Source organism: Natrinema salsiterrestre (assembly GCF_029502005.1).
GTDB classification, from domain to species: domain Archaea; phylum Halobacteriota; class Halobacteria; order Halobacteriales; family Natrialbaceae; genus Natrinema; species Natrinema salsiterrestre.
Genome location: NZ_JAMQOT010000007.1, coordinates 196890 through 220148, shown reverse-complemented (window position 1 = coordinate 220148; position 23259 = coordinate 196890). Strand labels below are relative to the sequence as shown.

The window sequence follows — 23259 nt, the reverse complement described above, 5'->3', positions numbered from 1 at the left end:
TCGGTCGAGCCCATACGCCGATCGTCCTCGAGCGGGGAGTCATACCACGCTCTGGCCTCGCGATCCTATATAAATCACGGCACGGAAATCGGACGGGCGGCCGCCTCGAGCATCGCCTGATCCGCGTCGCCGCAGTCAGTCGCTCTCGGCGGTCGCGTTCTCGATCTCCGTTTCGCCATCGGCGGCGTCGTGCGTCACCGTGACGGCCTCGGGAATCGTCCCGTCGATCTCGATCGTCGCCGTGTAATCGACCCGACCGAGGCAGTCTCGACAGACGCCGCCCTGCGCCTCGAGGCCCACGGTCACGGCGAGTTCGCTCGCAGAGACGAACTCGATGGTCGAGAGCGCCGCGTCGTAACACGGCGTCGGCGATTCGATCGACCCGGAGAGTTCGACGCCGGCCGCGGTAATCGTGACGATCGCCTCCTGGTCGGCCTCCGATCCCTCGGCACAGACGCTTTCGGAGGCGATTCGTTGCCCGACGACCGTTCCCGTCTCCTCGGTGTCCGAATCCGATTCGCCCTCTCGAGCCTGTAGACAGCCCGCGACCGTCCCCATCGTAATCGCCCCGGTACCGGCACCCAGCCGCTCGAGAAGTCCCCGTCGTCGCATACGTCGTCTCGGTACTCGGATACTAAATCCGTTCCTATCGTTTCGGCGGACGGGAGGAGGCGATTCGTAGGGGAGGCGCGGTGCTCGAAGTACCGAAAACGTCGACCGAGCGGCACGAAACCCCGAGGCGGCGACGGGAGCCTTTCGAAAGGGCTTTAATGTTCACCGGGGTATGAAGAGATGAGTCCTGATAGGGTAGTGGACTATCCTCTTGGCTTGCGGAGCCAGGGACCGGAGTTCAAATCTCCGTCAGGACGTTTCTGTCGACACCAAACCGCGAGCGGAGCGAGTCGTCCGAGCTTGGAAAACGGACGCGGAGAGGGTTCGTCGTTCTCAGGCCGTCGCCGGAAGGTCGATAGCGCTCCCGACGCCGACGGAGCGGAACGCGTCCGGAAGACGATCCGAGAGGATTTTCTCTGCCTCGAAGCCAGTGCAGTGCGTACCGGCGAATAGCTCGAGTTTGCCGTCTAACCAGTCCGCAATGGCGTGGATTTCCGCCTCGTCTCTGGCGACGAGATGGGTGCCACCGATGACGTAGCGAACCGCTGTCCCGGTGACCGTCTCAGCGTACTCGACGGTGTTTCGAAGTCCCGCGTGACAGCACCCGAGGACGAGCGCCGTGCCGTCGGTCGTTCGGACGGCGACGGCTTGATCGTCCGTGACCGGATCGTCGACCAGTTCGCCGTCCCGCTTGCGAAGGTGGACGGGATTGTCGGCGTGGTTCCGGGGGATTTCACCGAGGGCGAAGACACCGTCGCGTACCTCGACGGGGTCGCGGTGTTCGACGACGTCGGCTCCGGTGTCGACTTCGGCCCGCGTGTAGGGGATTCCGATGTGAATCGGATCGTCGAGCGTCCTCCCGTCCGCCGGTTCTCGGATGAACCGCTCGCTCCAGATGTCGGGATGGCAGTACACGGTCGGCTTGTCGGACGGGTCGAGGAACGCGTCGAGACCCATCGTGTGGTCGTAGTGAGCGTGACTCAGTACGATGTCGTCGAAGTCAGTGGCGACGTCGAGGCGACGCGCGTTGTCGAGCGCGCTCGAGGATTGGCCAGTGTCGAGCAACACGTCTCCGACTGCCGCCGCGAATCCCCACTCGCCGCGAAGCCCTTTCGGGATCCCGGTCGCGACCGTATTATCGGCGAGGATCGTGACTGTCACCATCTGTTTTCGGGACGGCAGTTGCGACGAGGAGTATCGGAACGATTCGGTGCAGCGCGTCGGTCGTCCGTGGAACAGCGTCCACGGGGCGATCGTTCGTGCGAGAACACGATTAGAGAGACGGGGACATAATTGATTGCTGTTTCCGCTTCAATTCCGATCTCAATCGAGTGGGAATATAACAATCGAAACTGTCACGCTGACCGTTCGAAAGGGAGCACCGAGAATTCGAGCGAAGAGCGCACGCTACAGGCCTGATCGGAGGCTCTGGAAATGCTAAGCCATCCCATTAAAAACACCGCCGAGAGGGCCGGTAGACGGACTAACGGATGGGGGACGCGTGGCCCGCCGACGGAATCGAGCGCCCTCGTGACCGGTTATGCTGACTGGCCAGTCTCGGAAGAAGGCGGTCCGAGGACGTCGAACGGCGTCGCCACTCGAGGATTCGAAACTGGGTGAGAGGAGTAAGCCCCCTTCTGTTCGTCCCGGCATTCGGCTGAGCGTCCGTGCCGTCCGCGGCGACGCCGCGGGGCGTTCGGGCTACCACGGCACGGACTTGCACCGGTGGGGATTCGCCGTTCCATCGCTCCTCGGCCGTCTGTGTGCGGTCGATCACGTCGAACGTGATCCATGGGTTCGAACCATGCGTCGTCGACCGCACGCCCTCTGCGGGTCAACTCCCCTTCCTCTCGGTCGGGTTCGCACGCGTCATCGGTCGGGCCGAGACGTGTCGTTTCTGTTCCAGAGCCAGCGGTCTCCCGCTCCGGACTTGCGTCCGGTCACCTGCCCGAACAGGTGGGGGGACTTTCCTCGCGTGCGTTGGGCAACCCGGAGGGTTGGCCAACGTTAGTGGGTTGCGCGTCCGGAGGGACGGGCAACGTTGTGGCCGTGATACATCCCGAAGGATGGGGCACGGTCGGAGGTGGTTCCACCGTTGCCGGCGGAACCATCGCGGCAGCCAGGCTCTCTCTCCCAGTCCTGATAGGAACCTCTAGCGAATAAGTTCCCCGGTCGCCGGAGACTGATGCTGCGACGCTGTCCCCCGTCGTTCGCTCGAACGTCGATCCGTCCGACAGTTCCGGCAACCGAAATTCGAGAATTCATCTCAATTCAGTGTCGTAACATAGTCTCGAGAGGAATGGAAGCGTTTTAGGACGACTAATCCCTTGTCCATCTGTATGTCCCAGCGACAGGGCGTCGACCTTTCCTACGAAGACGGTGCTCGCGCGGTCGAACTCGCGCGCGAGTCCGTCGAGTCTTACGTACAACACGGGCAACGAGAACAACCGGGTAGCATGCGGGAGGCTTTCTACGAACGGACCGGCGCGTTCGTCCGCCTCGAGTCGACCCGCGGCCGGGGGAGCCTGCGGGGCTGTGCGGGCGGCTATCGCTCGGGCGACCAGCTCGGCCACGTCATCGTCGACGCGGCGATCGAAGCCGCGAGCGAGGACTCCTGTGGCTCGGAGGTCAGCCCCTCGGAGCTACCGAACCTCACCGTCTCGGTCTGTACCGTCAAGAACGTCCTCCTGACGGATGACCCGCTGGCGGACCTCGAGCTCGGAACCCACGGCGTCGCCATCGACGGCGGCGAGGGCGGGTGGCTCTACCCGACGGTGCCGGTCCAGAACGACTGGAGCGCACGCGAGTACCTCGATCGAACGTGTCGAAAGGCGAAGCTCGCGCCGGGTGCCTGGCAGGACGACGACGTCGTCGTCACGCTGTTCGAGGGGCAGGTTTTCCGGGAGCGCGAGGCCGACGGCAGCATCGAAGAAGTCTAACTGGTTCCGAGCGACGACTGCGATAATTTCCTCGCGATTCATTGACGGTCCCTGTTTGGTACCGCTCGAGACGACGTCGAGTACAGTAGACCGCAGATTCGGGGGACCAGCGGCGGCTTCGATCGGTCGCGGACCGATCGACCGCTCGTGAGACAGGGTATTATGTATTTATACAGTCGAGGGTGTCACGAATGTCGAGACACGAGCAGTTACTCCCCGAAATCACGGGTACAGTCGTCATCGTCTGCCATTCGTTTCTCGTCTACTGGATCGTCAGCGGGTATCTGCCCGTCTGGTCGACGGTCGTTCTCGGACTCACTGCAATCCCCGTTATCCTGTGGCGGACGGATCGAATGCGGACATCGGAACGCATCGTCTTCGGCACGACACGAAGCGTCGTCGTCACGCTTCCGGCCGTACTATTTCTGGTACTGTTGTCGGGCCTCGGACGACTGATCGGATTGCTTCGCGTGTTCAGAACGAATCCGATCGATCGAATGCACCCGGGAAATCACGTCGACCAGACGACGGCGGTCCCAGTCACCGATCTCACACTTCCGTACAGTGTTCTCTTTCCGGGCTATTTCACCGGTGACGTAACGCCGGCGGAAGAAGCGTTCGTGACCCTCCTGTTCGATCCGTTCTTGTTACTGATCGCTATCGAATCGACGGTGCTGTTCGTCCTCGGCGGGTGTCTCGGGAGCGTCCTGTTCGCGTGGCAACAGCGGTGACTTTCGACGAAAACCGCTGTCCGCGACTGGTCCGGAGGGACGCGAAAAGACGATTTCGAGTTCCGATGATGGCGAATTTTACGTCTCGCTGGCCGTCTCCGCTTCGTCGTACGCGAGCGATTCGGTGGGCGAATCTCCCGGACTGCCGTCGACGATGTCGAACCGGTATTCGTCCGCGGCCGCTTCGACGGCATCGACGAGCGCTTCGAAGTCTTCCTCGACGTGTTCCTCGCCATAGAGCGGCGTACAGGTGCCGCTGACCGTCACCGAAAGGACGGCGGCCGTCTCGGTCGTCGACGTGTTGGGATCGATCTTCGGCGAGTCGAACGCGTCGAGCACGTCGTCGGTGTAGTGATTTACGGTCGTCGAGTAGACCGTTCCCTCCTCGACACAGTAGAGTTCCGCCCACTCTCGCGTCCGAATCGCGTAGTCGTACGCGACGACCGCGACCCCGACGATGAAGAGAACGGCTCCGAGCGCTCGGACGGACGGGCCGCCGAGATCGACGCTAACGAGACTTATTCCCAGCAGTGACGCGAACACACCGAGTGTCGCGACAGTAAGGATTCGCTCGAGGTATTCATCATCGACCTCGGGAGCGAGCGGCCGCGATTCCTCGATTGGACGGTTCCGCGACCTGAAGCCGCCGTTAGCGTGAAAAATGGTGTCGGAGACTGCCGAACGCTGACCGCCTTCCGTCGGAGAGGTAGTGGACACGATCCTGTATCCGAGATCCTCCGCTCGCTGTCGAAGGGCGATGTGGAACGAGTGGGCCGCGAAATTATCGGGCGCTCGAACGGAGATCGTTTGCGTGTAATCATCGATGATAGTGTTGGACGAGCGCCAGGTAATAGCGATGACCAGCGCCCCCACGATCATGGCTCCGGTCCAGAGGATGACGAGACCGAATTCCTGCAGACCGAGCGCGAGAACGAACAGGACGGCAGCGGATACCGTCAGCGCGATACCGTAGGAATTCCGGAACGCGTCCTGTCCCAGTCGGGACCAGTCCGTCGCCGCGATGATATCCTGTCGGTCGTGAGTGGCGCTTCCTCCCACTCCGAAGAACGGGATACCGGTGTTCGCCGTGAGTCGCGGAAGCAGTACCAAACTAACGCCAACGAGAACGAGTAACCACCAGAAGTCGACGACCGGGCCGAGGGCGCTCAACGGTCCACCGAAGGCCGTTAGTCCGAGCCCGTCGAGAGCGACCAACAGTATTCCAAGCACGAGCAATACCTTTCCGTTTCTGGACGTGGCTGCCATAGTATGTCAGGAACCAAGCAGCCGGCATATATAAATTTACAGTAATGTATTTTTCAAATACACTTTCGGATATTATGACGTAGAGCGGACAAATAGAATCGCCCCATTCCGTCGTATTTACTCGCCCCGTGACGTCCTAATGGAAATTTCCCGCATTACGATAGTATTATAATTGCGTTAGGTAGCGGTTAGAATGGTATTATACACTTCGTACCGACGATGGGACGGCCGTCGGTTCCTGGCCGAAGTGAGAAAATCAGCGGAGCGATCGAGCCGAAAGGCGAGAATAGACCGGACGAGAGCTAGTCTCCGTCGTTCGCGTGTCCGAACCCGACCACCCCGGCGTCCTCGAGACACCGTTCGGTCGCTTCGTCCAGATCGAACTCGCGAACGACGTCGCCGTCGCGGATCAGGGGCTCGAGCAGCGCCGCCCCCTCGTCCGGCTCCTCGCCGTCGGCGAGTGCGATGTGATGGCCGCCGTCGGGCGTCCGGGAGACGTCTTTGACGCCGGAGAGCTTGCCCCGCTTGGAGATCGGCTCACCGTCGTCGCCGGACTGCGTCCGGCTGCTCGAGGGATCGGAAGATCCCTCGCTGATTTCGACGATGTCGAGGCTGAAGTCCACCGAGTCGGCCCCGGTGATGTGACTGCCGACGCCGAACCCGTCGGCGACGTCGCGCAGGTTGCGGATCGACGCGGGCTCGAGGCCGCCGCTGCAGAAGATGTCGACGTCCTCGTGGCCGCGGGCATCGAGTTCCCAGCGGACTTCGCGGACGATGTGTCGGAAATCGCCCCGTCGCGAGCCGGTCGTGTCCAGCCGGACCCCGTCGAGGTCGTCACCGAGCGTTTCGGCCGCCAACAGGCTCTCGCTCTTCTCGTCCCAGAACGTGTCCGTCAGCGCGATTCGGGGAACGTCCTCGCCGACGGCCTCGTCGAACGCCGTCCAGGCCTCGGCCTGGTTGCCCTCGCCGAAACAGAACATGAGCGCGTGGGGCATCGTGCCGCCGGCCGCTCGGCCCAGGATCTCGCCCGCCGCCACGTGAGAGAACCCGTCGAGCCCGGCGAGCAGCGACGCGCGTTCGACCGTCGACGCGATGGAGGGATGGACGTGACGCGCGCCGAAGGAGAGCACGAGCGAGTCGGGGGCTGCGAATCGGGCCTCGAGTGCGGCCGTCGCGAACCCGCTCGGTTGCGACAGGAAGCCCAGCAGCGACGTTTCGAGTTCGGCGAACTCGAGGTAGGGGCCCTCGATTCGGCAGACGGGGCCGCCGTCGAACAACTGGCCGTCGGGGAGCGCGTCGACGTCGACGTTTCGGCCCTCGAACAGCGTCGCGACGTCTTTCACGCCGGTGAAAACCTCGAACTCTCCCGTCGGAAACTGATCGGCGGTCACTTCGGCGACGACGTGGGGGCTCTTGTCCGCGTGCTCGAGCGTGGCCCGCGTGCGCTCGAAGTAGGCGTCGGTGGCGTCCCCCTCGAGAATCGCTTCCGGCGGGACGGTTCCAAACGGATTTGACATATCGTCGGTTTCCCGTGGGAGGCAAAAAAGCTACCCGTCTGCCGGCGTGTGCGGCGTCGCTGCCGGTTCCGCGATCGACGTCGCGACAGCCGGGGACGGGGGTGACGCCGGACCGCGAGTGACTGCCGGCTCGAGCGATCGCTTCACGCCCGACTCGGTGGCGTGGACCCCCTCGAGGTCGTCGACGGTCGGCGCGCCGACGATCTCGACCGCCTCGTCGGTGACGGAGACGCGGTACGCGCCCGCGAAGGGGTCGCCATCGGGAACGCGGTAGATTCCATCGCCAGCGGTTTCGACGGAGTCCGCGCCGCGGTTCGTGAGCAGTCGGCGGTACGCGTCGGCGAACGCCGTCGCGTCCGCTGGGCTCTCCCAGGAGAGTCGCCAGACGTGGCCAGTTCGGTCGGAATCGTTCACGTGACGGTAAACCTGAACGCTATCGCCGGCCCAGCCCGCGGTCGCGGGATGCGAGTAGTTGTACTGCGAGTACTCGGCCGCGCCCTCGGTGAGCGGGCGCTCGATCACCCCGTTGGCCCAGAGCGTCGCGAACAGCGTCGCCTCGCCGATCGTCTCCGTTCCGGGCTCGCCGTCAGTGCCGTCGCTATCGCCTGTGTTATCGGTGATCGGCTGCCACTCGTCGCTCGAGCGGTCCGGGATATCGACGGCGACCGGTTCGGTATCGGGGTAGCGATCGGGGTGAATCAGCTGTGTGGTACTCCGGGGCGGGTTCGCGTGAGCGCGATCGATAGCGTCCCAGCCGCCGCGGTCGTGGAGATCGGCGACGAACGTCGGTCCCTCGGCGTAGGGGACGTAGATCGAGAGGAAGAGGCCGACGTTGAACGGGCGCTCGGCGAGGGCCTCTCCCGAGGCGGTCGCGAAGTGACGATCCGGCAGACACTGCCAGTCGTCGCCACAGCGGCGGTCGTACCGAGTCGGAACGTACGCAGCTTCGCCCTCGAGGAGCCCGTTTTCGGCTCGCAGCCCGTCGATCGTCTCGCTCTCGCGTGCGATCCCGAAGTGCTGATCCTGCAGCGCGTGGGTCAGTTCGTGGACCAGCGTTCGGCGGTTGATCCTGATATTCTCGGTATCGTCGGTGATGATGACGATCCGGTCGTTCACGTAGTAGCCCTGCACGGAATCCCCGTAGAGGTCGTCGAACGCGCGATCGACGTCCGTCTCGCCGTCGACCACGAACGCGCCGCGCCAGAGTTCGTTCCTGAACGGCGACGCGTTCTCGGTCCCGGCCGCCCGCTGGTCGCGATACTCGGACCGGTTCATCACCTCGAGCTCGACGTCGCGTTCGTACTTCAGCCCGCGAACCACTTCGATTCGGGCCATCGAGCGGTATTTGACGGCCTCGAGCTGGGCCTCGGTGAGGCCGTCGCTGGTATCGAACTCGAAGACGTCGTCGTGGGAATAGTCGCCCACGGACCCGAGTTCCCGATCGGTGTCGAACGCGCCGGGATTGCCGGGAAGCGCACAGCCCGAGAGGACGACCAGCACGAGAACCGCGAGCAGTTTGACCCTCATTGGAGTACCGTTCGACGAGATCGTAAAGTGGCCATCGATCGGTCCCGTCGGTGATCAGTCGCGGTCACGGCGCTCGCTGGCTGTCCGACGGCGGCCCACGACGATTCGGCTCCCCGCCCCGAACAGTACGATCGCGATCGCACTCACTGCGGCGGCCGGACCGAATCCGGGAATGGTGTCGATACTACCGCCGGTGTCGCTTCCCTCGCCGGCCTCGAGCGTATCCTCGCCCTCGGGTGCAGCGCCGGCTTCGACGGCCGACAGTTCGTCGACCGAGGGAGCGCGGACGATCGTCAGCGTCCGGCCGCTCCGGTCGAGATAGTACGCACCGGAGTAGCCGCCGTCGTCGATCACGTAAGTGTCCTGTCGCCCGTCGACGGACTCGGCGTCGTGATTCTCGAGCAGCTGGAGGTAGCCGTCGACGAACTGCCGGGTGTCCGTTCCGGACTGCCACTGCGTTCGCCAGACGTAGCCCGCGTGGCCGGCCGCCTCGGCCGGATCGCTCGTCGCATTGGCGTCGTCGTTCGTATAGATCACCAGTTCGTCGCCGGCCCACCCGTTCGTGTACGAGTGGTTGTAGTTGAACCCCGTCGTCCCGCTCTGATAGAGGTCGGTGGCTTCGATCACCGAGTCGCGGTCCTCCGCGAGCGCGTCGGCGGCGAACATCGCGACCATGCCCGCTTCCCCGACGGTATCGTTCCCGACGCCGCCGTCGACCCGCAGCTGTCGCCAGTCGTCACTCGACCGGTCGGGGACTGAGATGGCGGCCGGTTCGCGCTCGGACCCGGGGTGGATCACGGCCGACGAGGTCCGGGGCGGGTCGTCGTATGCTGCGTCGACCGCCGACCAGCCCTCGCCCTGCTGGCGCAGGTAGTCGACGTAGTCGGGACCGTCGCTGTAGGGCTGATAGACGGTGAAGTAGATGCCCCAGTTGACGTCGAGCGACTGGGACTGCTCGCCGTCACTGGGCGTGAGACAGGACCAATCGGTCCCACACCGCCGCTCGTACTCGCGTTCGACCCGTCCCGCATCGCCTTCGACCAGGCCGTCGATCGCGAGCGATTCGTCCTGCGTCGCACCCTCGAGCGCCGACAGATTGAACCGCTGGTCTTGCAGCGCGTGGACGAGTTCGTGGCCGAGCGTCAGTTCGTTCAACTCGGGCGTCTCGGGGTTCTCGGAGACGATGACGATCTCGTCGGTCGCGGGGTCGTAGTAGCCCTCGACGGCACCGCCGTACAGCGTCTCGGTCGCGTCGGTCGCTTCGGTGTCCCGGTCGACCATGAACAGCGCTTCGTAGCCGACGTTCTGCTCGAGGCGGTTCGCCGACGTGATATTGGTAAAGCGGTCGCCGTTGGTCTCTCGATACTCCTCACGGGAGATTACGTCGACGCTGACCGCCTCCTCGAAGGTCACGTTTCGGATCCGTTCGACGCGGGCCATCGCCCGGTAGACGACGGGATCGAGGTCCGCCTCGTCGACGACCGCGTCCGACTGATCGTCGACGGCCAGTTCGTCGTCGTACCAGTAGCCCTCGACGTAGCCCACGGTGTCCTCGGTCGAGGGGTTCGCTGGTCGGTCACTCTGGGCGGATACAGCCGGAGTACTCGAGGAGGCAGGTGCATGGAGGGCGGACGCCGAGTCGGGAGACGATCCGGCAGAATCAGCCGAGTTCGCGGCCGAAGTCGCTGCCACCGCCGGACCGACGAGCCCGCCGGTCGCGACCAAGACGGTAAGAACTACCACCAGAACGGCGACGGACGGCCGAGTGCGCGTCGATCTCATGTGGATCGGATAGCGATCCTAGGGATAGGAGTGCAAAAAGCACGGTGGTCGGCCCGTCTCCGGCGCGAACGTTTTCACGATCCCGTTCGTACTCCCGCCCAGAGATGCGACTCGAGCCAGCGAACACGGCAGTGGTGGTCGTCGACATGCAAAACGGGTTCTGTCATCCCGAGGGCTCGCTGTACGCACCGGGCAGCGAGGACGTCATCGACCCGATCGCGGACCTCGTCGATCGCACTCGCGACGCCGGCGCGCGCCTGCTCTTCACCCGCGACGTCCACCCACCGGAACAGTTCGAGGACGCCCACTATTACGACGAGTTCGATCAGTGGGGCGAGCACGTCCTCGAGGGCTCGTGGGAGGCCGAAATCGTGGACGAACTGCCCGTCGACGCCGCCGACAACGTCGTCGAGAAACACACCTACGACGCGTTCTACAACACGGAACTCGAGGGGTGGCTGAACGCGCGCGGGATCGACGATCTGGTCATCTGTGGGACCCTCGCGAACGTCTGCGTGCTCCACACCGGCGGCAGCGCGGGCCTGCGGGACTTCCGGCCGATCATGGTCGAGGACTGCATCGGTGCGATCGAAGAGGATCACCGCGAGTACGCCCTCGATCACGCCGCGTGGCTGTTCGGCGAGGTCGAACCGAGCGCGGAGATCGAGTTCGCGTGAACCGGCGACGCGTCGGGACCTTCGCTTTTTCAAGCCGGCCGGTTCAACGAGTCGGTATGGAATCACTGCAGTCGCACCGTCGGGAACCGACGAGCGAACCGCGCCTCGAGCCCGCCACGGACGGTGGCGGCGAATGAACAAACGGCGACTGCGACCGGTGTATCTGGTGGGAATCGCGCTCAACGCGGTCGCGTTCGCGTACGCGGTCACGAACGGAACGTGGCTCTACGCCGGCGCGTTCGCGTTCGTGGCGGTCTACCTCGTCGTGCGGCTCCGAATGCTGTCCGCGGATACCTAGGCCGACATTAGAGACGGTCGCTCGTGGCCCGATACGAGTTGCGGACGGCCGACAGCGCGACGGCGAGCTGATTTTCGAGTGGACACCGTTTACTATCGTCCGGCCGACGAACGGGTATGAGCGGGACCCGAACCGGACGGACGGCGGCGACGAATCGGCTGCGATGCGGCCCGGAAGCGGAGGGAACGGTCGAATGAACGACCGACAGCGTCGGCCGGTGTACCTGATCGGAATGGGCGGGAGCGCCTACGCGCTCTGGTACTTTTACTCGGTGGGCGCGACCCTGGCCGCCGCCGCGTTCGCGCTCCTAACGGTGTTCTGCGTCGTCCGGCTTCGGAAGCTCTCGAGCGACACCTGAGACCGGGCGGGCGATTCGAGTCCGCGGTCGACGAGCTGGGCGACGTGTTCCGACCACTGCGAGACCACGTCGACTGCCCGTCCGGCCTACTCCACGAGATGATGCCACTGACGAACCGTTCCGGCGTGATCGTCGACGAACGCAGTGGCTTCCTCGTAGTCCGAAAAGGGAAGGTACTCGTCGCCCATCGCCCCGCGGACCCCGCTGTCGACGACGTAGTAACAGTCCGTCGCGTCCGCGAAGGCCGCGGCGTCGGCGTGCGTCGAGATCCGGCGGCTGCCGTCGCGCTCGGTCAGCTCGTAGTCGACGCGCGAGTAGTCGGTGACGAAGGTGGCACGCGCCGTCCGGCCGCGCGCATCGCGTCGGTCGCGGTAGTCCAGCAGTTCCGCGACGCTGTCGAAATAGGACGGCCCCTCTCGCATCTCGGGCTTGCCGTCCGCGTAGAAGATCTGTCCGGCGGGGCCGTAGTGATCCTCGATCGTCATCCCGCAGACGTCACACGTCCGGCCGCCGGTGAGAGCGATCGGTTCGGCGACCTCCGCCTCGCCGGTGTCGGCGAGACAGCCCGCAAATCCGCCGCTCGCGAGCCCCGCCGTCCCGACCAGCAGCGGCCGACGGGAGATCGCCGTCCGAACCAGCCGTTGCCCCGTCATAGTCGTCGTCGGTCGACGGCGAGCGCCGCGAGCGCGATCGGAACGACGATCCAGGCGACGAGGGCGGCGGTCAGCGCTCCCGTCGAGAGCCCCGCCTCGGCGAGCACGGCGGCGAATCCGGCGTCGCCGCCCGCGCCCAGCGCCCCGAGGACGAGCGCCCGGAAGACGCCCGTCGGATTGGCCAGGACCATCGCGGAGACGGCCGCGTCGGGCAGCGAAAACGCCCCGATCACGCCCAGCGCGAGCAGGTCGTGAACGAGGACGAACCAGGCCCACGCGAGGAGCGCGACGCCGAGCGCGTGGGTCTTCTCCCGAGCCAGCGTCGACAGCAAGACGCCGATCGCGAGGAAGACCAGTCCGAGGCCGACCGCGGCGAGCAGGAAGCCGACGTACGCCTCGAAGCCGCCGAACCCGTACTCGAGCAGGAGCAGGAGGCCGGCGATTCCGAAGCCGATGATCGTCGCGCTCGCGAGGACGGTCGCGCGGCCGGCGGCGGTACCGAGGACGACCCACGACCGCGAGACGGGCAGCGAGAACAGCGCCTGGAGCCAGCCGCTCTCCTCGCGACCGACGATGGCGTCGTAGCTGAACGCGAGCGCGACCAGCGGCACGAGGTAGACGACGAGGGCCGCCAGGCTCGCGACGATCCGGTCGAACCCGGCGGGACTCGCGTCCGCGCCGCTGAACGTCGCCATTCCGAGGGCGAAGACGGCGAAGATCGCGGTGAGCGCGACCGCCCACTGGCTCCGTACCGCGAGACGGTACTCCGTCGCCGCGACGACGAACAGTTGGCCGGCGGTCGACCCGGATTCACCGCTGTGAGCCACGCCCACGGCAGTCTCGTAGCCACCGTCCGGTTTCGGTTCCGCGGGGTTCAGTTCCGCGGAGTTCGGTCCCATCGGGTTCGGTTTGCGGGATTCCGACTCAGCGTCCGGAGCGATTCCAGCCGTCCGGTCCCCATCGGGGTCGTCCCGTCGGCGATCGGGCGTCATGCCGGCACCTCCTCGAGGTCGGTATCGTCCGCGAGCGCCTCGTGGAACGCCGCCTCGAGGCCCGGTTCGCGGACCTCGAAGCCGTCGACGAGGTCCCGCCGTTCGCCGAGCGCGGCGACGAGGTCGAACGCCGCCGCGCGCTCGCAGGCGATCTCGATCGCGTCACCGGTGTCGGTGACGTCGCCCCGCCCCTGAACGGCCTCGAGCAGGGCGGCGCGGTCGTCGGCGGGCTGACAGACGACCGTCACGTGGCCGGCAGTCTCCTGACGCAGCTCGTCGATGGAACCGGTTTCGCGCAGCCGGCCGTCTTGAAGGATGGCGACGTCATCACAGAGGCGTTCGATCTCGCTCAGGACGTGCGAGGAGATGACGACCGTGGCCTCGGTGTCGCGGTCGATCCGCTCGATGATCCGGTGAAACGCCGCGACGCCGCGGGGGTCCAGCCCAGCGGTCGGCTCGTCGAGGACGAGCACGGGCGGGCGGGAGAGCAGGACGGACGCGAGCCCGAGCCGCCGGGCCATCCCGTTGGAGTAGCCCGAGACCGCGCGGTCGGCGGCGTCGGGCAGGCCGACGAGCTCGAGACACTCCGCGATCCGTTCGCGGCGGTCCGCGAGCCCGCGGATACGGGCGTGGACACTGAGCACTTCGCGACCGGTCATCCTCGACGGGAAGCCGCTGTGTTCGGGCATGTACCCGACCCGCTCGCGGACCCGGTGGCCCGCGGTCTCGACGTCGAGCCCGCCGACCTCGATCCGTCCCGCGTCGGGGCTGTCGTGGCCGACGAGGAGTTTGAACAGCGTCGTCTTTCCCGCACCGTTCGTGCCGAGGACGCCGAACGTCGACCCCGAGGGAACCTCGAAGGAGGGCCCGTCGAGGGCGACGACGTCGCCGTACCGTTTGTGAACGTCAGTTATCGTGATTCTCATAGTAGGACCTCCAGTGGTCGTGGGGCGAGTCGGCCAGCGGTCGGTGATCGACGATCCCCGGGGTCTCGAGGACGGGGAACGAGCTCTCCGCCAGTTTGACCGCGTCGAAGGCCGGGCTCTGGGCGAAGACCGCCGCCTGCGGCTTTTCGTGGACGAGCCGCTCGACGGTGCCGGCGGGTCGGTGGCGGTTCTCGCTGATCCCGTCGTCGTCGAGGTCGGCGACGCGGGCCGCCGACCAGTAGTTGCCCCGATCGGTGCCGTTCCAGCTGGTCTGTGACTTCGTCTCCGCGAACGCGGCTTCGCCGTTCCGGATGAAACTGTTGCCCGAGACGGTCTCGCCGTTGCTCCCGCCGGTGATGTGGACGCCCACGTCGTTCGCGAGGACGAGGTTCGACGCGAGGCGGTTGTCCTGGGAGTTGTGGACGTACAGCCCGTTGCCGTTGCCGACGAGGTCGTTACCGACGACCTCGCTGTCCTCGACGTCCTTGAGTAGGACGCCGTGACCGCTCGTCCCGTCGTTGGTCACCGCGGTGTTGTTCTCCAGCGTCAGCCGCTTCGAGACCATCAGCGCGAAGCCGACGTCGTTGTCGAACGCGACGTTGTCCTCGAGGCGGTTGTCGTCCGAGTACATGTAGTGGACGCCGTAGCGCATGTCCCACATCGTGTTGCCCTCGGCGACGATCCCCTCGGCCCACTGGTAGTAGATCCCGTCGCGGACGGTCGTCACGGAGTTGTTCCGCACCTCGGCGTCGGTCGCCTCCCAGAGGTGGATGCCGTTGCCGCGCTCGGCCAGCGGCACGTCCTCACGTCCGGCGACGATGGAGTCCTCGACGGTCACGTCCGCGACGCTCCCGATCCAGATGCCGAACTGGATCTCGGTCAGTCGGAGCGACGACAGCGTCGCGTTCGAGCCGTTGACGACGACGCCGCTGTCGGTGTCGGATCGCTCGAGGCCGGAATTGCGGATCCAGACGTTCTCGAGGGTGACGTTCTCGGCCTGAATCCCGACGACCGTGCCCTCCCCGCCGCCGTCGATTAGTGCACCGTCGCGTTCGATGGCCGCGATCGTCACGTCCGGCGTGTCGACGACGACCCGTTCGTCGAACCGGCCCTCGAGGCGAACGGTATCACCTCGGTCGGCGGCGTCGACCGCCGCCTGTACCGAGTCGAACGGCTCGTCGTCGACGGTCGCAACGCCGTCGAATCCCGGTTCGTCGACGTCGTGGACGGCCGGCACGTCCGCCTGCCAGTCGTCGACGCGCTCGGACTCGGCCGAGCCGCTCGTCGCGGCGACGGCCGCCCCCGCGAGCGAACAGACGAGGACCACCGCGGCGGCGACGGCGAAGGTGCCGTCCCTCATCGGGGATCACCCTCCGGCGACGGTCGCGAACGGTCGCTCACAGTCGGCTCGTCGGTCGGTTCGCCGGCGGGGGTCGATTCGTCGATCGGTTCGCCGCCGGTGGTCGATTCGTCGGTCGTTTCGACGACCGGGTCCGTTCCGTGGTCTCGAGTCCGTTCGTGGCGTCCGTCGTCGCTCCCGCGACGGGGAATCCGGTTTCGACCTCGCACCCACCCGTCGCGGACGAGCGCGGGCAGGTCGACAATCGTTGCCGTCGAGTTTCGGAAGACGACGGCGATACCCAGCAGGACGACCGCCCCGACCAGCATGTAACCGCCGGGGCCGAACCAGGCGGTGCCGCTGATGTTCGCGACCTCGTAGGAGCCCAGCAGCGGGGGCGTGAAACCCTCGACGCCGTTGAGCGGCGCGTCGGGGTCCAGCGAGTGTCCGGCCTGGTAGAGCCGGTACTGGATGATGGCCCCCATCGCGCCGAAGATCGCGATCGAGCCGGCGAACAGCGCGCTCAGCCCGCGCGAGAGCCGTCGGCTCGGGAGGAGCGAAACGACCGCCGAGGCCGCGCCCATTCCGAGGAACACGACCGGACCGAGCACCCACTCCGGGACGTCGATCGCCTTCTCGTGGGGCTCGTAGTTGGGCTCGGCGTACACCGGATCCGGGTAGTAGAACCCGACGTACTTGTTGAGCCCCCTGACTTCCTGCCAGTCGCCGCCGATTTCCGGGCGTGCGTAGAGCTCCACGACGAGCGCGTCGACGTACTGCGGTGCCGTCAGCGTAATCCGCCACACCGGAACGCGCAGGGCGAGCACGAACAGCACGGCTGCGACGAGCGGGAGGAGCCGTCTGAGCTCGAGCAGCCGCGTGAGGCGGGATCGGGTCATCGTGAGATCACTCCGCGGGTTCGACGATCAGTCGCGAGCGCATCTCGAGGTGGAGTGCGCTACAGAAGAACGCACAGTACATCCAGTAGACGCCCGGCTCGTCGGCGGTGAACGTCACCTCGCGCGTCTCCTGTGGCGCGAGCTTGATGTTGATGTCGTGCTCGGGGATCGCCAGCGAGTGGAGGATGTCGGCGGTCTGTTCGATGTTGGTGACGGTCATCGTCACCTCGTCGCCCTCCGTGACGGTGACCTCCTCGAAGCCGAATTCGTTGCGCGTCGAGTACATCTTCACGTGGGCGCGCCCGTCCTCGCGGGAGATGTCGATGTCCTCGTGTCCGACGAACTCCTCGTCGTAGTCAGCGGGGTCGTAGACTTTCGCGGGGTCGATCTTGTCCGCGCTGACGATCGAGGCGTCGTGGGGTTCGGCGTAGGAGGGCGTGTCCTTGACGAGGGACATCCCCTCCTCGTCGTCGCCGATGTAGATCAGCTGGTCGTTCTCGGGGTGCATCGGCCCGACCGGCAGGAACCGATCCTTCGAGAGCTTGTTCAGCGAGATCAGCCAGTCGCCCTGCGGGTCGGCCGTGTACGACTCCGCGGCGATGAGGTGGCCGGGGTTGTAGTGGACGTCGATCTTCTCGATCACCGGGTCGGTCGACTCCTCGCCGGCCTCGACGGCGGCCTCGATGTCCCACTTGACGACCTGCGAGTCGATGAACAGCGTCGTGTAGGCGTGGCCGCGGCCGTCGTAGGCGGTGTGGAGCGGCCCCATGCCGAGCCGCGGGCGGCCCACGATCGATTCGTTGGGATCGTCGGCCTCGGCGAGCGTCTCGATGTCGACGACCGTCGCCGTCGGGTCGAGTTTCCCGCTCGCGATCGCGTACTTCCCGTCGGGCGTGACGCTGACGCCGTGGGGACTCTTCGAGACGTCGATGTAGCGGGCGACGGGCCGATCGCCCTCGTTCAACGAACTGTTCCGGGTACCGTCGACGACCGGAACGCCGCCGATCTCCTCGTACTCGCCGGCCTCGACGGCCTCCTCGATGGCGGGCACGTCGAAGGCCTTCAGCCAGTCGGTGTCCGTCGAGGACATCTCGCTCTCGGTGACGGCGTGCTCGCTGTTGTAGCCGGTCGCGAAGAACCACCGGCCTTCCTTGCCGCCGTCGCCGTTGTCCATGTTGCCGTCGACCAGGACCTCCCACTCGACGTTCATCGTCTCGGGGTTGATCGCGGCGATGGTCGAGGTGTAACTGTCCGGGTCGGTGAGGTCCCGCCCGTCGTTGGGCATCGGGACGCGGAACTCGCCGACGCCGAAGACGTACTTCGTGTCCGGGAGCAGACAGCAGGCACCGTGAGTCCCCTGCTGATTCGGGATGTCGACGATCGCGTCCGTCTCGAAGTACTTCAGGTTGATCCGGGCCATCCGACCGTTCGCCTTGTCGTTGACGAACGCCCAGCGGCCGTCGTAGTCGTTGTCCGTCTGGCTCACGCGCGGGTGGTGTGCGTCACCCCACGAGTAGCCGCCCGCGTCCTCGAGCATCTCGCTCGTGCGGTCGTCGTAGCCGTAGCCGCGGGCGCTCTCCGGCTGGAACACGGGAATTCGCATCAGCTGTCGCATCGACGGGAGGCCGTAGACGCGAATCTCGCCGGTGTGACCGCCCGAGAGGAACGCGTAGTAGTCGTCGTGTTCCCCGGGATCGACGTCGGTCTTGACGTCCGTGAGCGAGGTCGATTCGTCGTCACCGCTGAGCATCCCCGTACAGCCGGCCAGCGAGGCCATCGCGCCCGTCGCTGCTCCGGCCTTCACGAAGTCCCGTCTGGGGATCCGGGAGAACAGCGGATCGCGCTCCGAATCGCTCCCGGCGTCGATCGCGGATTCGGTCGAACGGTTCGCGTCGGCGGGTCTGTCGTCGGCGTCGGTGGGTTGGGTCATTGTCGTTCAGGGTGTGGCTCGAGGCCACGAGTTCCGTCCGCGCATCCTGTAGAACGCGGTGGTACGGAGGCGACGGGTACCGGCCCGCCGCCCCGCTCGGTACAGTTCACCCTCGAGAGTCCACCGTAATAGGTGAGAGATGAATTCCTACGGGATGGAAAAGCGGTAGAACGTGTTCGGCGACAGCTAATAAGACAGTGCTCGACCGTTTTTATTTCTACGCTATATTTTCGCAATTATTGTGTCGGGCTGCTACCTGAAGGAAAATGCTGGCCGCGAGTCCGCTGGCGCGCGGCGGAACGCGAGTAGCAGTGACGCACCGACGGTCGAACTCGACCCGAGGGGCTACCCCGAACGGAACACGCGGTAGGCCCCCTGTCCGATCGCCACGGGCTTGGTCTCGCCGTCGGGGGCCGTGCTCTCGACGGTGATCTCGCTGACGCCGACGCTGCCGCCGACCCGGATCACGTCCGCGGTCGCCACGAGGTCCGCCGTCGCGGGGCGGAGGTAGTTGACGTTCAGGTTGATCGTCGCGATCCGGACGCCGAAGGGGTCGTCGATCGCCGTCCGGAGCGCGAGCCCGCCGACGGTGTCGATGAGGGTGGCCGCGACGCCGCCGTGGAGGTCCGCCTGCTCGTCGTCCGCGGCGTTCGGCCGCATGTTCGTCAATTTCTCGTCGTAGGGGATCGACATCGTCATCGACCCGTCGCCGACGTCGTCGACGCTCGTGCCGAGCCACGAGAGGAAGTCCTGGTTCTCGTCGAGGAAGTACTGGAGCATGCTCTCGAGGTCGTCGAACTCCTCGAGCGCGTCCATCGTCGGGGCGTCCTCTGGCATAGCCACTCGTCTCTCGGCGAGGGTCTTGACGGCTACGTTTCCCGCCCTCTCCGTTGTCGCCCGTTCACTCGACCGGGACCGAGCGGAGCCGCCAAACGTCGAGCACCCGCGTTGATCGATCGACCCTTCAAATCGCCTCGCTCGAGCGAACCCGCACCCGAACCCGCTCGCCGCGTTCGAACGCCTGATCCGGGCAGATCAGTTTCGCGCCGAAGTCACCGTCTCGAGCGCAGAACAGCGACAGCCCGGTGATCGGCTCGCCGTTTGCGGTCACGGTCACGTCGTCCCACGCGATCGTGCGACCGTTCGCGACCCCGAGCCGGTCGCCGTTCAGCGAGACGACGGTCTCGAACGGCTCGTCGGGCTCGATCGAAGCGCTCCGTCCGAGCAGTCCGCCGCCGTCGTAGTGCGGGAGTCCGCCGTCGAGGACGCCGCCCCGATCGGCCCGCACGCCGACGAATTCCGCGCCGGGGGTCGGATGTGCCGGGGCGTCCAGCACCGCGTAGGTATCGCCCGTCGAGACGACGTGACCGGAACCGTCCCACTCGAGCGGCCGAACCGACGCCCCGAGTTCGATCGGGATCGATCCCGACGCCCGGTAGGGGTTCTGATCCGCACCTCGAAAGCCGACGTGGAGGTGGTTGTCGACCCACGGTGCGAAAAAGCCGGCCCGAACGAGGCTGCCGAGCGAGTCGCCCCGGTCGACGATATCGCCGGCCTCCACCGAGGGATCGACGTGGAGGATTCTGACAGTCAGTCCCGCGAGCGGGCCGGACGCCGACGGCTCGAGCAGAATGAGATGGTCGTGCTCGGGTGCGTAGGACTTCGGCGGGGCGCGGACGGTACGGGTCTCGCGGACGGTCCCGGCGACCGGGCTCGGCGCGGCGGTCGTTCGACCGTCCACCAGCGTACCGGGATAGAGATCGATCGCACAGCCGCCGTCGTGGGCGGGATACGGCGAGTTGTACAGCGAGAAGCGCTCGTACTGTGCCAGCGCGGCCTCGGGAAGCGTCACGGCCATCGATTACCGTGATCTGGGTAGCGGGAGCGTTTAGACCCACCGGGTCCAACGTCCGGCATGCGCGTATTTCGCGGGCGGGCACCGTCTCTCGAGCGCGATCGCGACGCGAGCCGGCGGCTGTTGTCGGTCGCCGCCGACGGCGAATCCGCCGTCCGCGTCTGGACACCCCACCGCCAGATCGCGTTCGGTCGCCGGGACGTCCGTCTCGAAAGGTATGACCGCGCCCGCGAGGCCGCACGCGAGCTGGGGTTTCACCCAGTCGAGCGCGACGTCGGGGGTCGAGCGGTCGCCTACGACGGGACGACGACGCTGGCGTTCGCCCGCGCCGAGCCGGTCGCGGACTTTCGCTCCGGGTCCACGGACCGATACGAGCGCGCCACGGCAGCCCTCGAGCGGGCGCTTCGATCGCTCGGGCTCGAGCCGAGTCGGGGCGAACCCGACGACTCGTTCTGTCCCGGCACGCACTCGCTGTCGGTCGCGGACGCGAGCAGCGGCGAGCGGCGACGTCGAAAGCTCGTCGGCATCGCCCAGCGCGTCCGGCAGGACGCCGCGCTCGTCGCCGGAATCGTGCTCGTAGCCAATCGCGGAGAGCTCGCAGGGGTGCTCGAGGGAGTCTACGACGCGCTCGCAGTCGGGCTCGATCCGGCGTCGGTCGGTACCGTCGCGGACGCGGGCGGCCCCGCCGATCCGGACACCGTTCGGACGGCCGTCGAAGACGCCCTGATCGGCGAAGAGACCGGTGTCTCTGTCGAGAGCGTCGAGGAAGAGCTGTAACCGAGAGCGTTTTCCACCTGTGAGTCGGCGATATGGCATGGGAGAGAGATACGACGAGGTCGGGGAACTCGCGTCGTTCGCCGGCACCGTCGCGACCGCCGAGCGGGACCCAGTGGTCGTCATCGCGGGGTGTGGAGCCGGGGCGACCATCGAGGGGCTGCGCGAGCACGACGTGGCCGCCTACGGCTTCGATACGTCTCGATCCGCACTGGACGCGATGGACGAGGCGACGCGGGAGTGGGCGATCGAGGCGGATCTGCGCGACGACGACCTCGTTGCGTCGCTGCGCGAGGCGTTCGGGATCGACGGGATCGACGTCTTCGTCACGGAGTGTGTCCTGTCGTTCCTGACCGTCGAGGAGGCGACGGACGCGCTGGCCGGAATTCGAGACACGGACGGCGTCGGCGTGCTGGCCCACAGAGTTCGGATCGATCCGCCGATCGCTGCTCAGAACGGCGACATCGACGCGACGGTACTGCCGCCGGCGAAGTGGCAAGCGGCGTGCGATCCCGCGGACGCGGATATCTGGCGCGACGGACTGGAGCAATGGAAGCTGCCGCCGTCCGGGACGGACCCCGCCGACGAGACGTGACCGAGGACCCGCGTCGGTGAGTCCTCGAGCAGTTCGGATCGGCCGTCACGGCGCACCGGAAGTGAGGTAACGTTTTTCCGCTCCGACTCGTCGGACTCGAGTATGACGACACGAACGCGACCGGAGGGCGCGCGATGACGGCGGACGACCAGTCTGCGACGGACCCGCTCTGGACTGACCTCCTCGAGGACGCGCGAGCAATCGCCGAGGAGTACCGCGAGGACGGCTGGGACGCCGTCGTCCTCGAGCCGACCGACGTCTCGCCGGTCGAGCGGGACGAACGAGTCGGACTGGACGTCGCGGTCAGCGCGGCGGAGTACGAGGTCGTCCACGACCTCGTCGAGGAGGGAGACGTCACGATCACGGAGGCCGACGTCTACTACCGGCCCCTCGCGGAGGAGGGGAGCGATCAGCGAGTCGCGCTGACGGTCGAGCGCGACGACGCGAGCGAGACGGCGATCTTCGTTCCGCTCGAGTACGATGTCACGGCCTGCAAATCGGTCTTCGAGACGGCGCTCCTCGAGGAGGAACTCCTGACCCACGTGACGACCGAGTCGACGGACCAGTGGGTGAGCTTCTCCCACGACGATCCGTCGCTGTTCCTCGAGGAATCCGACGTCCGCGCGTGGCGCCCGGAGACCGAGTGACGGCCCTCACTCGCCGGTTCGAAATGACAGGTCCAGCGACGGTGCGGAGTGCGTGAGCGACCCCATCGAGATCACGTCGACGCCGGTGGCGGCGTAGTCGGACACGTCCGCGATAGTGATCCCGCCGCTGGCTTCGGCCAGCACGCCCTCGTGGTCGGCGAGTTCGGCGACTGCTCGCCGGGTTTCCTCGGGCGTCATGTTATCGAGCAGGACGATATCGGCACCGGCGGCCGCAGCCCGTGGCGCGTCCGCGACTGTTTCGACCTCCACATCGATCTTCGTCGCAAACGAGGTCTGCTCCCGGAAGTGTTCGATCGCCTCCTCGAGCCCTAACTCGGCGATGTGGTTGTCCTTGACCATGACCATATGCGAGAGGTCGAGCCGATGAGTGTCGCCGCCACCCGCGACGACCGCGCGTTTCTCGAGGCCGCGCAGCCCCGGCGTAGTCTTGCGGGTCGCAGCGATCGCGGCGGTATCGGATTCGGGCCGGTGCTCGCGGCCCGCGGCCGCTCGCGTTTCCGAGGCCCGTCGCGCCTCGCGGGCCGCGTCGACTGCTTCCCGCGTCCGCGTCGCAATCCCCGAGGCGTGGCCCGCGAGGTTGACCGCGACGCGCTCACCGCGGAGGACCTCGCGTGCAGCCCCCTCGACCCGGAGCAGTTCGTCGCCCGGTTCGACGTCGGTCCCGTCCTCGAGTCGATTGGTCACGGCCACGTCGAGATAGCCGAAGACGGCCGTGGCGGCCTCGAGGCCGGCGACGGTCCCCGATTCCTTCGCGACGAGGCGACCGGTCGTCTCGCCGGGGACCCGATTCGTCACGTCGTGGTGGCCGATGTCCTCGCGGAGCCAGCGCTCGACCTGTGCGTCGGTGATCATGTTCTCCTTTGGAGCCGAGGGTTCGATAAACGGCCCGTTTTTGACTCTCACTCGGGGCCGGACGGGTCA

Annotated in this window: 23 protein-coding genes, 1 tRNA gene and 1 other RNA gene; 9 read left to right on the top strand and 16 right to left on the bottom strand. The window is 66.3% G+C overall.

Annotated elements, in window-relative coordinates; all coding sequences use genetic code 11:
- Positions 1–135 precede the first annotated feature (135 nt).
- A complete protein-coding gene (locus tag NDI89_RS18710) occupies positions 136–612 on the bottom strand; it encodes a hypothetical protein (RefSeq protein ID WP_277523730.1) in 477 nt (158 codons plus the stop codon).
- Between the two features lie 184 nt (positions 613–796).
- On the opposite strand from NDI89_RS18710, the gene NDI89_RS18705 reads away from it, so the two are divergent.
- Positions 797–869, top strand: a tRNA-Arg gene (locus tag NDI89_RS18705).
- Between the two features lie 76 nt (positions 870–945).
- On the opposite strand, the gene NDI89_RS18700 is transcribed toward NDI89_RS18705, so the two are convergent.
- Both NDI89_RS18700 and rnpB read right to left on the bottom strand, forming a co-directional pair.
- Positions 946–1776 carry an MBL fold metallo-hydrolase gene (locus tag NDI89_RS18700; protein ID WP_277523729.1) on the bottom strand — a complete coding sequence of 277 codons (831 nt, stop codon included), beginning with the start codon at positions 1774–1776 and terminating at the stop codon, positions 946–948.
- 450 nt (positions 1777–2226) lie between these two features.
- An RNA gene (gene rnpB / locus NDI89_RS18695) (RNase P RNA component) lies at positions 2227–2603 on the bottom strand.
- A gap of 348 nt (positions 2604–2951) precedes the next feature.
- Between rnpB and NDI89_RS18690 the strand changes: the two genes are divergently transcribed.
- Together NDI89_RS18690 and NDI89_RS18685 are read left to right on the top strand one after the other, a co-directional pair.
- The gene (locus NDI89_RS18690) at positions 2952–3551 is read left to right on the top strand and encodes a TIGR00296 family protein (RefSeq protein ID WP_226005211.1); all 600 of its coding nucleotides are present in this window, start codon (positions 2952–2954) and stop codon (positions 3549–3551) included.
- Between the two features lie 191 nt (positions 3552–3742).
- Positions 3743–4282 carry a hypothetical protein gene (locus tag NDI89_RS18685; protein ID WP_277523728.1) on the top strand — a complete coding sequence of 180 codons (540 nt, stop codon included), beginning with the start codon at positions 3743–3745 and terminating at the stop codon, positions 4280–4282.
- Positions 4283–4360: 78 nt separating this feature from the next.
- Here the strand turns inward: NDI89_RS18685 and NDI89_RS18680 are convergent, their stop codons facing one another.
- The 4 genes from NDI89_RS18680 to NDI89_RS18665 all read right to left on the bottom strand — a co-directional run bounded on the left by NDI89_RS18680 (position 4361) and on the right by NDI89_RS18665 (position 10374).
- Entirely contained in the window at positions 4361–5548 is a 1188-nt protein-coding gene (locus NDI89_RS18680) for a hypothetical protein (protein ID WP_277523727.1), read from the bottom strand.
- A 302-nt stretch (positions 5549–5850) separates the two neighbouring features.
- The gene (locus tag NDI89_RS18675) at positions 5851–7065 is read right to left on the bottom strand and encodes a nicotinate phosphoribosyltransferase (protein ID WP_277523726.1); all 1215 of its coding nucleotides are present in this window, start codon (positions 7063–7065) and stop codon (positions 5851–5853) included.
- Between the two features lie 30 nt (positions 7066–7095).
- The gene (locus NDI89_RS18670) at positions 7096–8592 is read right to left on the bottom strand and encodes an Hvo_1808 family surface protein (protein ID WP_277523725.1); all 1497 of its coding nucleotides are present in this window, start codon (positions 8590–8592) and stop codon (positions 7096–7098) included.
- 54 nt (positions 8593–8646) lie between these two features.
- The gene (locus NDI89_RS18665) at positions 8647–10374 is read right to left on the bottom strand and encodes an Hvo_1808 family surface protein (RefSeq protein ID WP_277523723.1); all 1728 of its coding nucleotides are present in this window, start codon (positions 10372–10374) and stop codon (positions 8647–8649) included.
- Positions 10375–10478: 104 nt separating this feature from the next.
- Between NDI89_RS18665 and NDI89_RS18660 the strand changes: the two genes are divergently transcribed.
- From NDI89_RS18660 to NDI89_RS18650, 3 genes are all read left to right on the top strand, one after another.
- Complete coding sequence (locus NDI89_RS18660) at positions 10479–11051, top strand: cysteine hydrolase family protein (RefSeq protein ID WP_277523721.1); 573 nt, start codon at positions 10479–10481, stop codon at positions 11049–11051.
- A gap of 133 nt (positions 11052–11184) precedes the next feature.
- A complete protein-coding gene (locus tag NDI89_RS18655; protein ID WP_226005202.1) occupies positions 11185–11349 on the top strand; it encodes a hypothetical protein in 165 nt (54 codons plus the stop codon).
- 193 nt (positions 11350–11542) lie between these two features.
- Entirely contained in the window at positions 11543–11707 is a 165-nt protein-coding gene (locus NDI89_RS18650; RefSeq protein ID WP_277523718.1) for a hypothetical protein, read from the top strand.
- A gap of 86 nt (positions 11708–11793) precedes the next feature.
- Here the strand turns inward: NDI89_RS18650 and NDI89_RS18645 are convergent, their stop codons facing one another.
- The 8 genes from NDI89_RS18645 to NDI89_RS18610 form a co-directional block, all read right to left on the bottom strand.
- A complete protein-coding gene (locus NDI89_RS18645) occupies positions 11794–12360 on the bottom strand; it encodes a nitrous oxide reductase accessory protein NosL (protein ID WP_277523717.1) in 567 nt (188 codons plus the stop codon).
- Positions 12357–13352, bottom strand: coding sequence for an ABC transporter permease (locus tag NDI89_RS18640; protein WP_277523716.1), 996 nt, complete (start codon positions 13350–13352; stop codon positions 12357–12359). The genes NDI89_RS18645 and NDI89_RS18640 overlap by 4 nt, the downstream gene beginning before the upstream one ends.
- Positions 13349–14278 carry an ABC transporter ATP-binding protein gene (locus NDI89_RS18635; RefSeq protein WP_277523715.1) on the bottom strand — a complete coding sequence of 310 codons (930 nt, stop codon included), beginning with the start codon at positions 14276–14278 and terminating at the stop codon, positions 13349–13351. The genes NDI89_RS18640 and NDI89_RS18635 overlap by 4 nt, the downstream gene beginning before the upstream one ends.
- Positions 14259–15638, bottom strand: coding sequence for a nitrous oxide reductase family maturation protein NosD (nosD, locus tag NDI89_RS18630; protein WP_277523714.1), 1380 nt, complete (start codon positions 15636–15638; stop codon positions 14259–14261). The genes NDI89_RS18635 and nosD overlap by 20 nt, the downstream gene beginning before the upstream one ends.
- Positions 15635–16516 (bottom strand): hypothetical protein, encoded by an 882-nt coding sequence (locus NDI89_RS18625; RefSeq protein WP_277523713.1) that lies wholly within the window; start codon positions 16514–16516, stop codon positions 15635–15637. Before NDI89_RS18625 ends, nosD begins: the two co-directional genes overlap by 4 nt.
- Before the next feature lie 7 nt (positions 16517–16523).
- Positions 16524–18446: a TAT-dependent nitrous-oxide reductase gene (gene nosZ / locus NDI89_RS18620; RefSeq protein WP_277523711.1), complete on the bottom strand. Its 1923-nt coding sequence runs from the start codon at positions 18444–18446 to the stop codon at positions 16524–16526.
- 345 nt (positions 18447–18791) lie between these two features.
- The gene (locus NDI89_RS18615) at positions 18792–19283 is read right to left on the bottom strand and encodes a PaaI family thioesterase (RefSeq protein WP_277523708.1); all 492 of its coding nucleotides are present in this window, start codon (positions 19281–19283) and stop codon (positions 18792–18794) included.
- Between the two features lie 127 nt (positions 19284–19410).
- The gene (locus NDI89_RS18610) at positions 19411–20304 is read right to left on the bottom strand and encodes a DUF8155 domain-containing protein (RefSeq protein ID WP_277523706.1); all 894 of its coding nucleotides are present in this window, start codon (positions 20302–20304) and stop codon (positions 19411–19413) included.
- Between the two features lie 57 nt (positions 20305–20361).
- Here NDI89_RS18610 and NDI89_RS18605 point away from each other — a divergent pair, with 57 nt between their 5' ends.
- The 3 genes from NDI89_RS18605 to NDI89_RS18595 all read left to right on the top strand — a co-directional run bounded on the left by NDI89_RS18605 (position 20362) and on the right by NDI89_RS18595 (position 22317).
- Positions 20362–21078: a lipoyl protein ligase domain-containing protein gene (locus NDI89_RS18605; RefSeq protein WP_277523704.1), complete on the top strand. Its 717-nt coding sequence runs from the start codon at positions 20362–20364 to the stop codon at positions 21076–21078.
- A 37-nt stretch (positions 21079–21115) separates the two neighbouring features.
- Complete coding sequence (locus NDI89_RS18600) at positions 21116–21670, top strand: class I SAM-dependent methyltransferase (RefSeq protein ID WP_277523702.1); 555 nt, start codon at positions 21116–21118, stop codon at positions 21668–21670.
- A gap of 134 nt (positions 21671–21804) precedes the next feature.
- Positions 21805–22317, top strand: a complete 513-nt coding sequence (locus NDI89_RS18595) for a DUF7529 family protein (RefSeq protein WP_277523700.1) — start codon at positions 21805–21807, stop codon at positions 22315–22317.
- 6 nt (positions 22318–22323) lie between these two features.
- On the opposite strand, the gene nadC is transcribed toward NDI89_RS18595, so the two are convergent.
- Positions 22324–23190 carry a carboxylating nicotinate-nucleotide diphosphorylase gene (gene nadC / locus NDI89_RS18590; protein WP_277523697.1) on the bottom strand — a complete coding sequence of 289 codons (867 nt, stop codon included), beginning with the start codon at positions 23188–23190 and terminating at the stop codon, positions 22324–22326.
- Between the last annotated feature and the right edge of the window lie 69 nt (positions 23191–23259).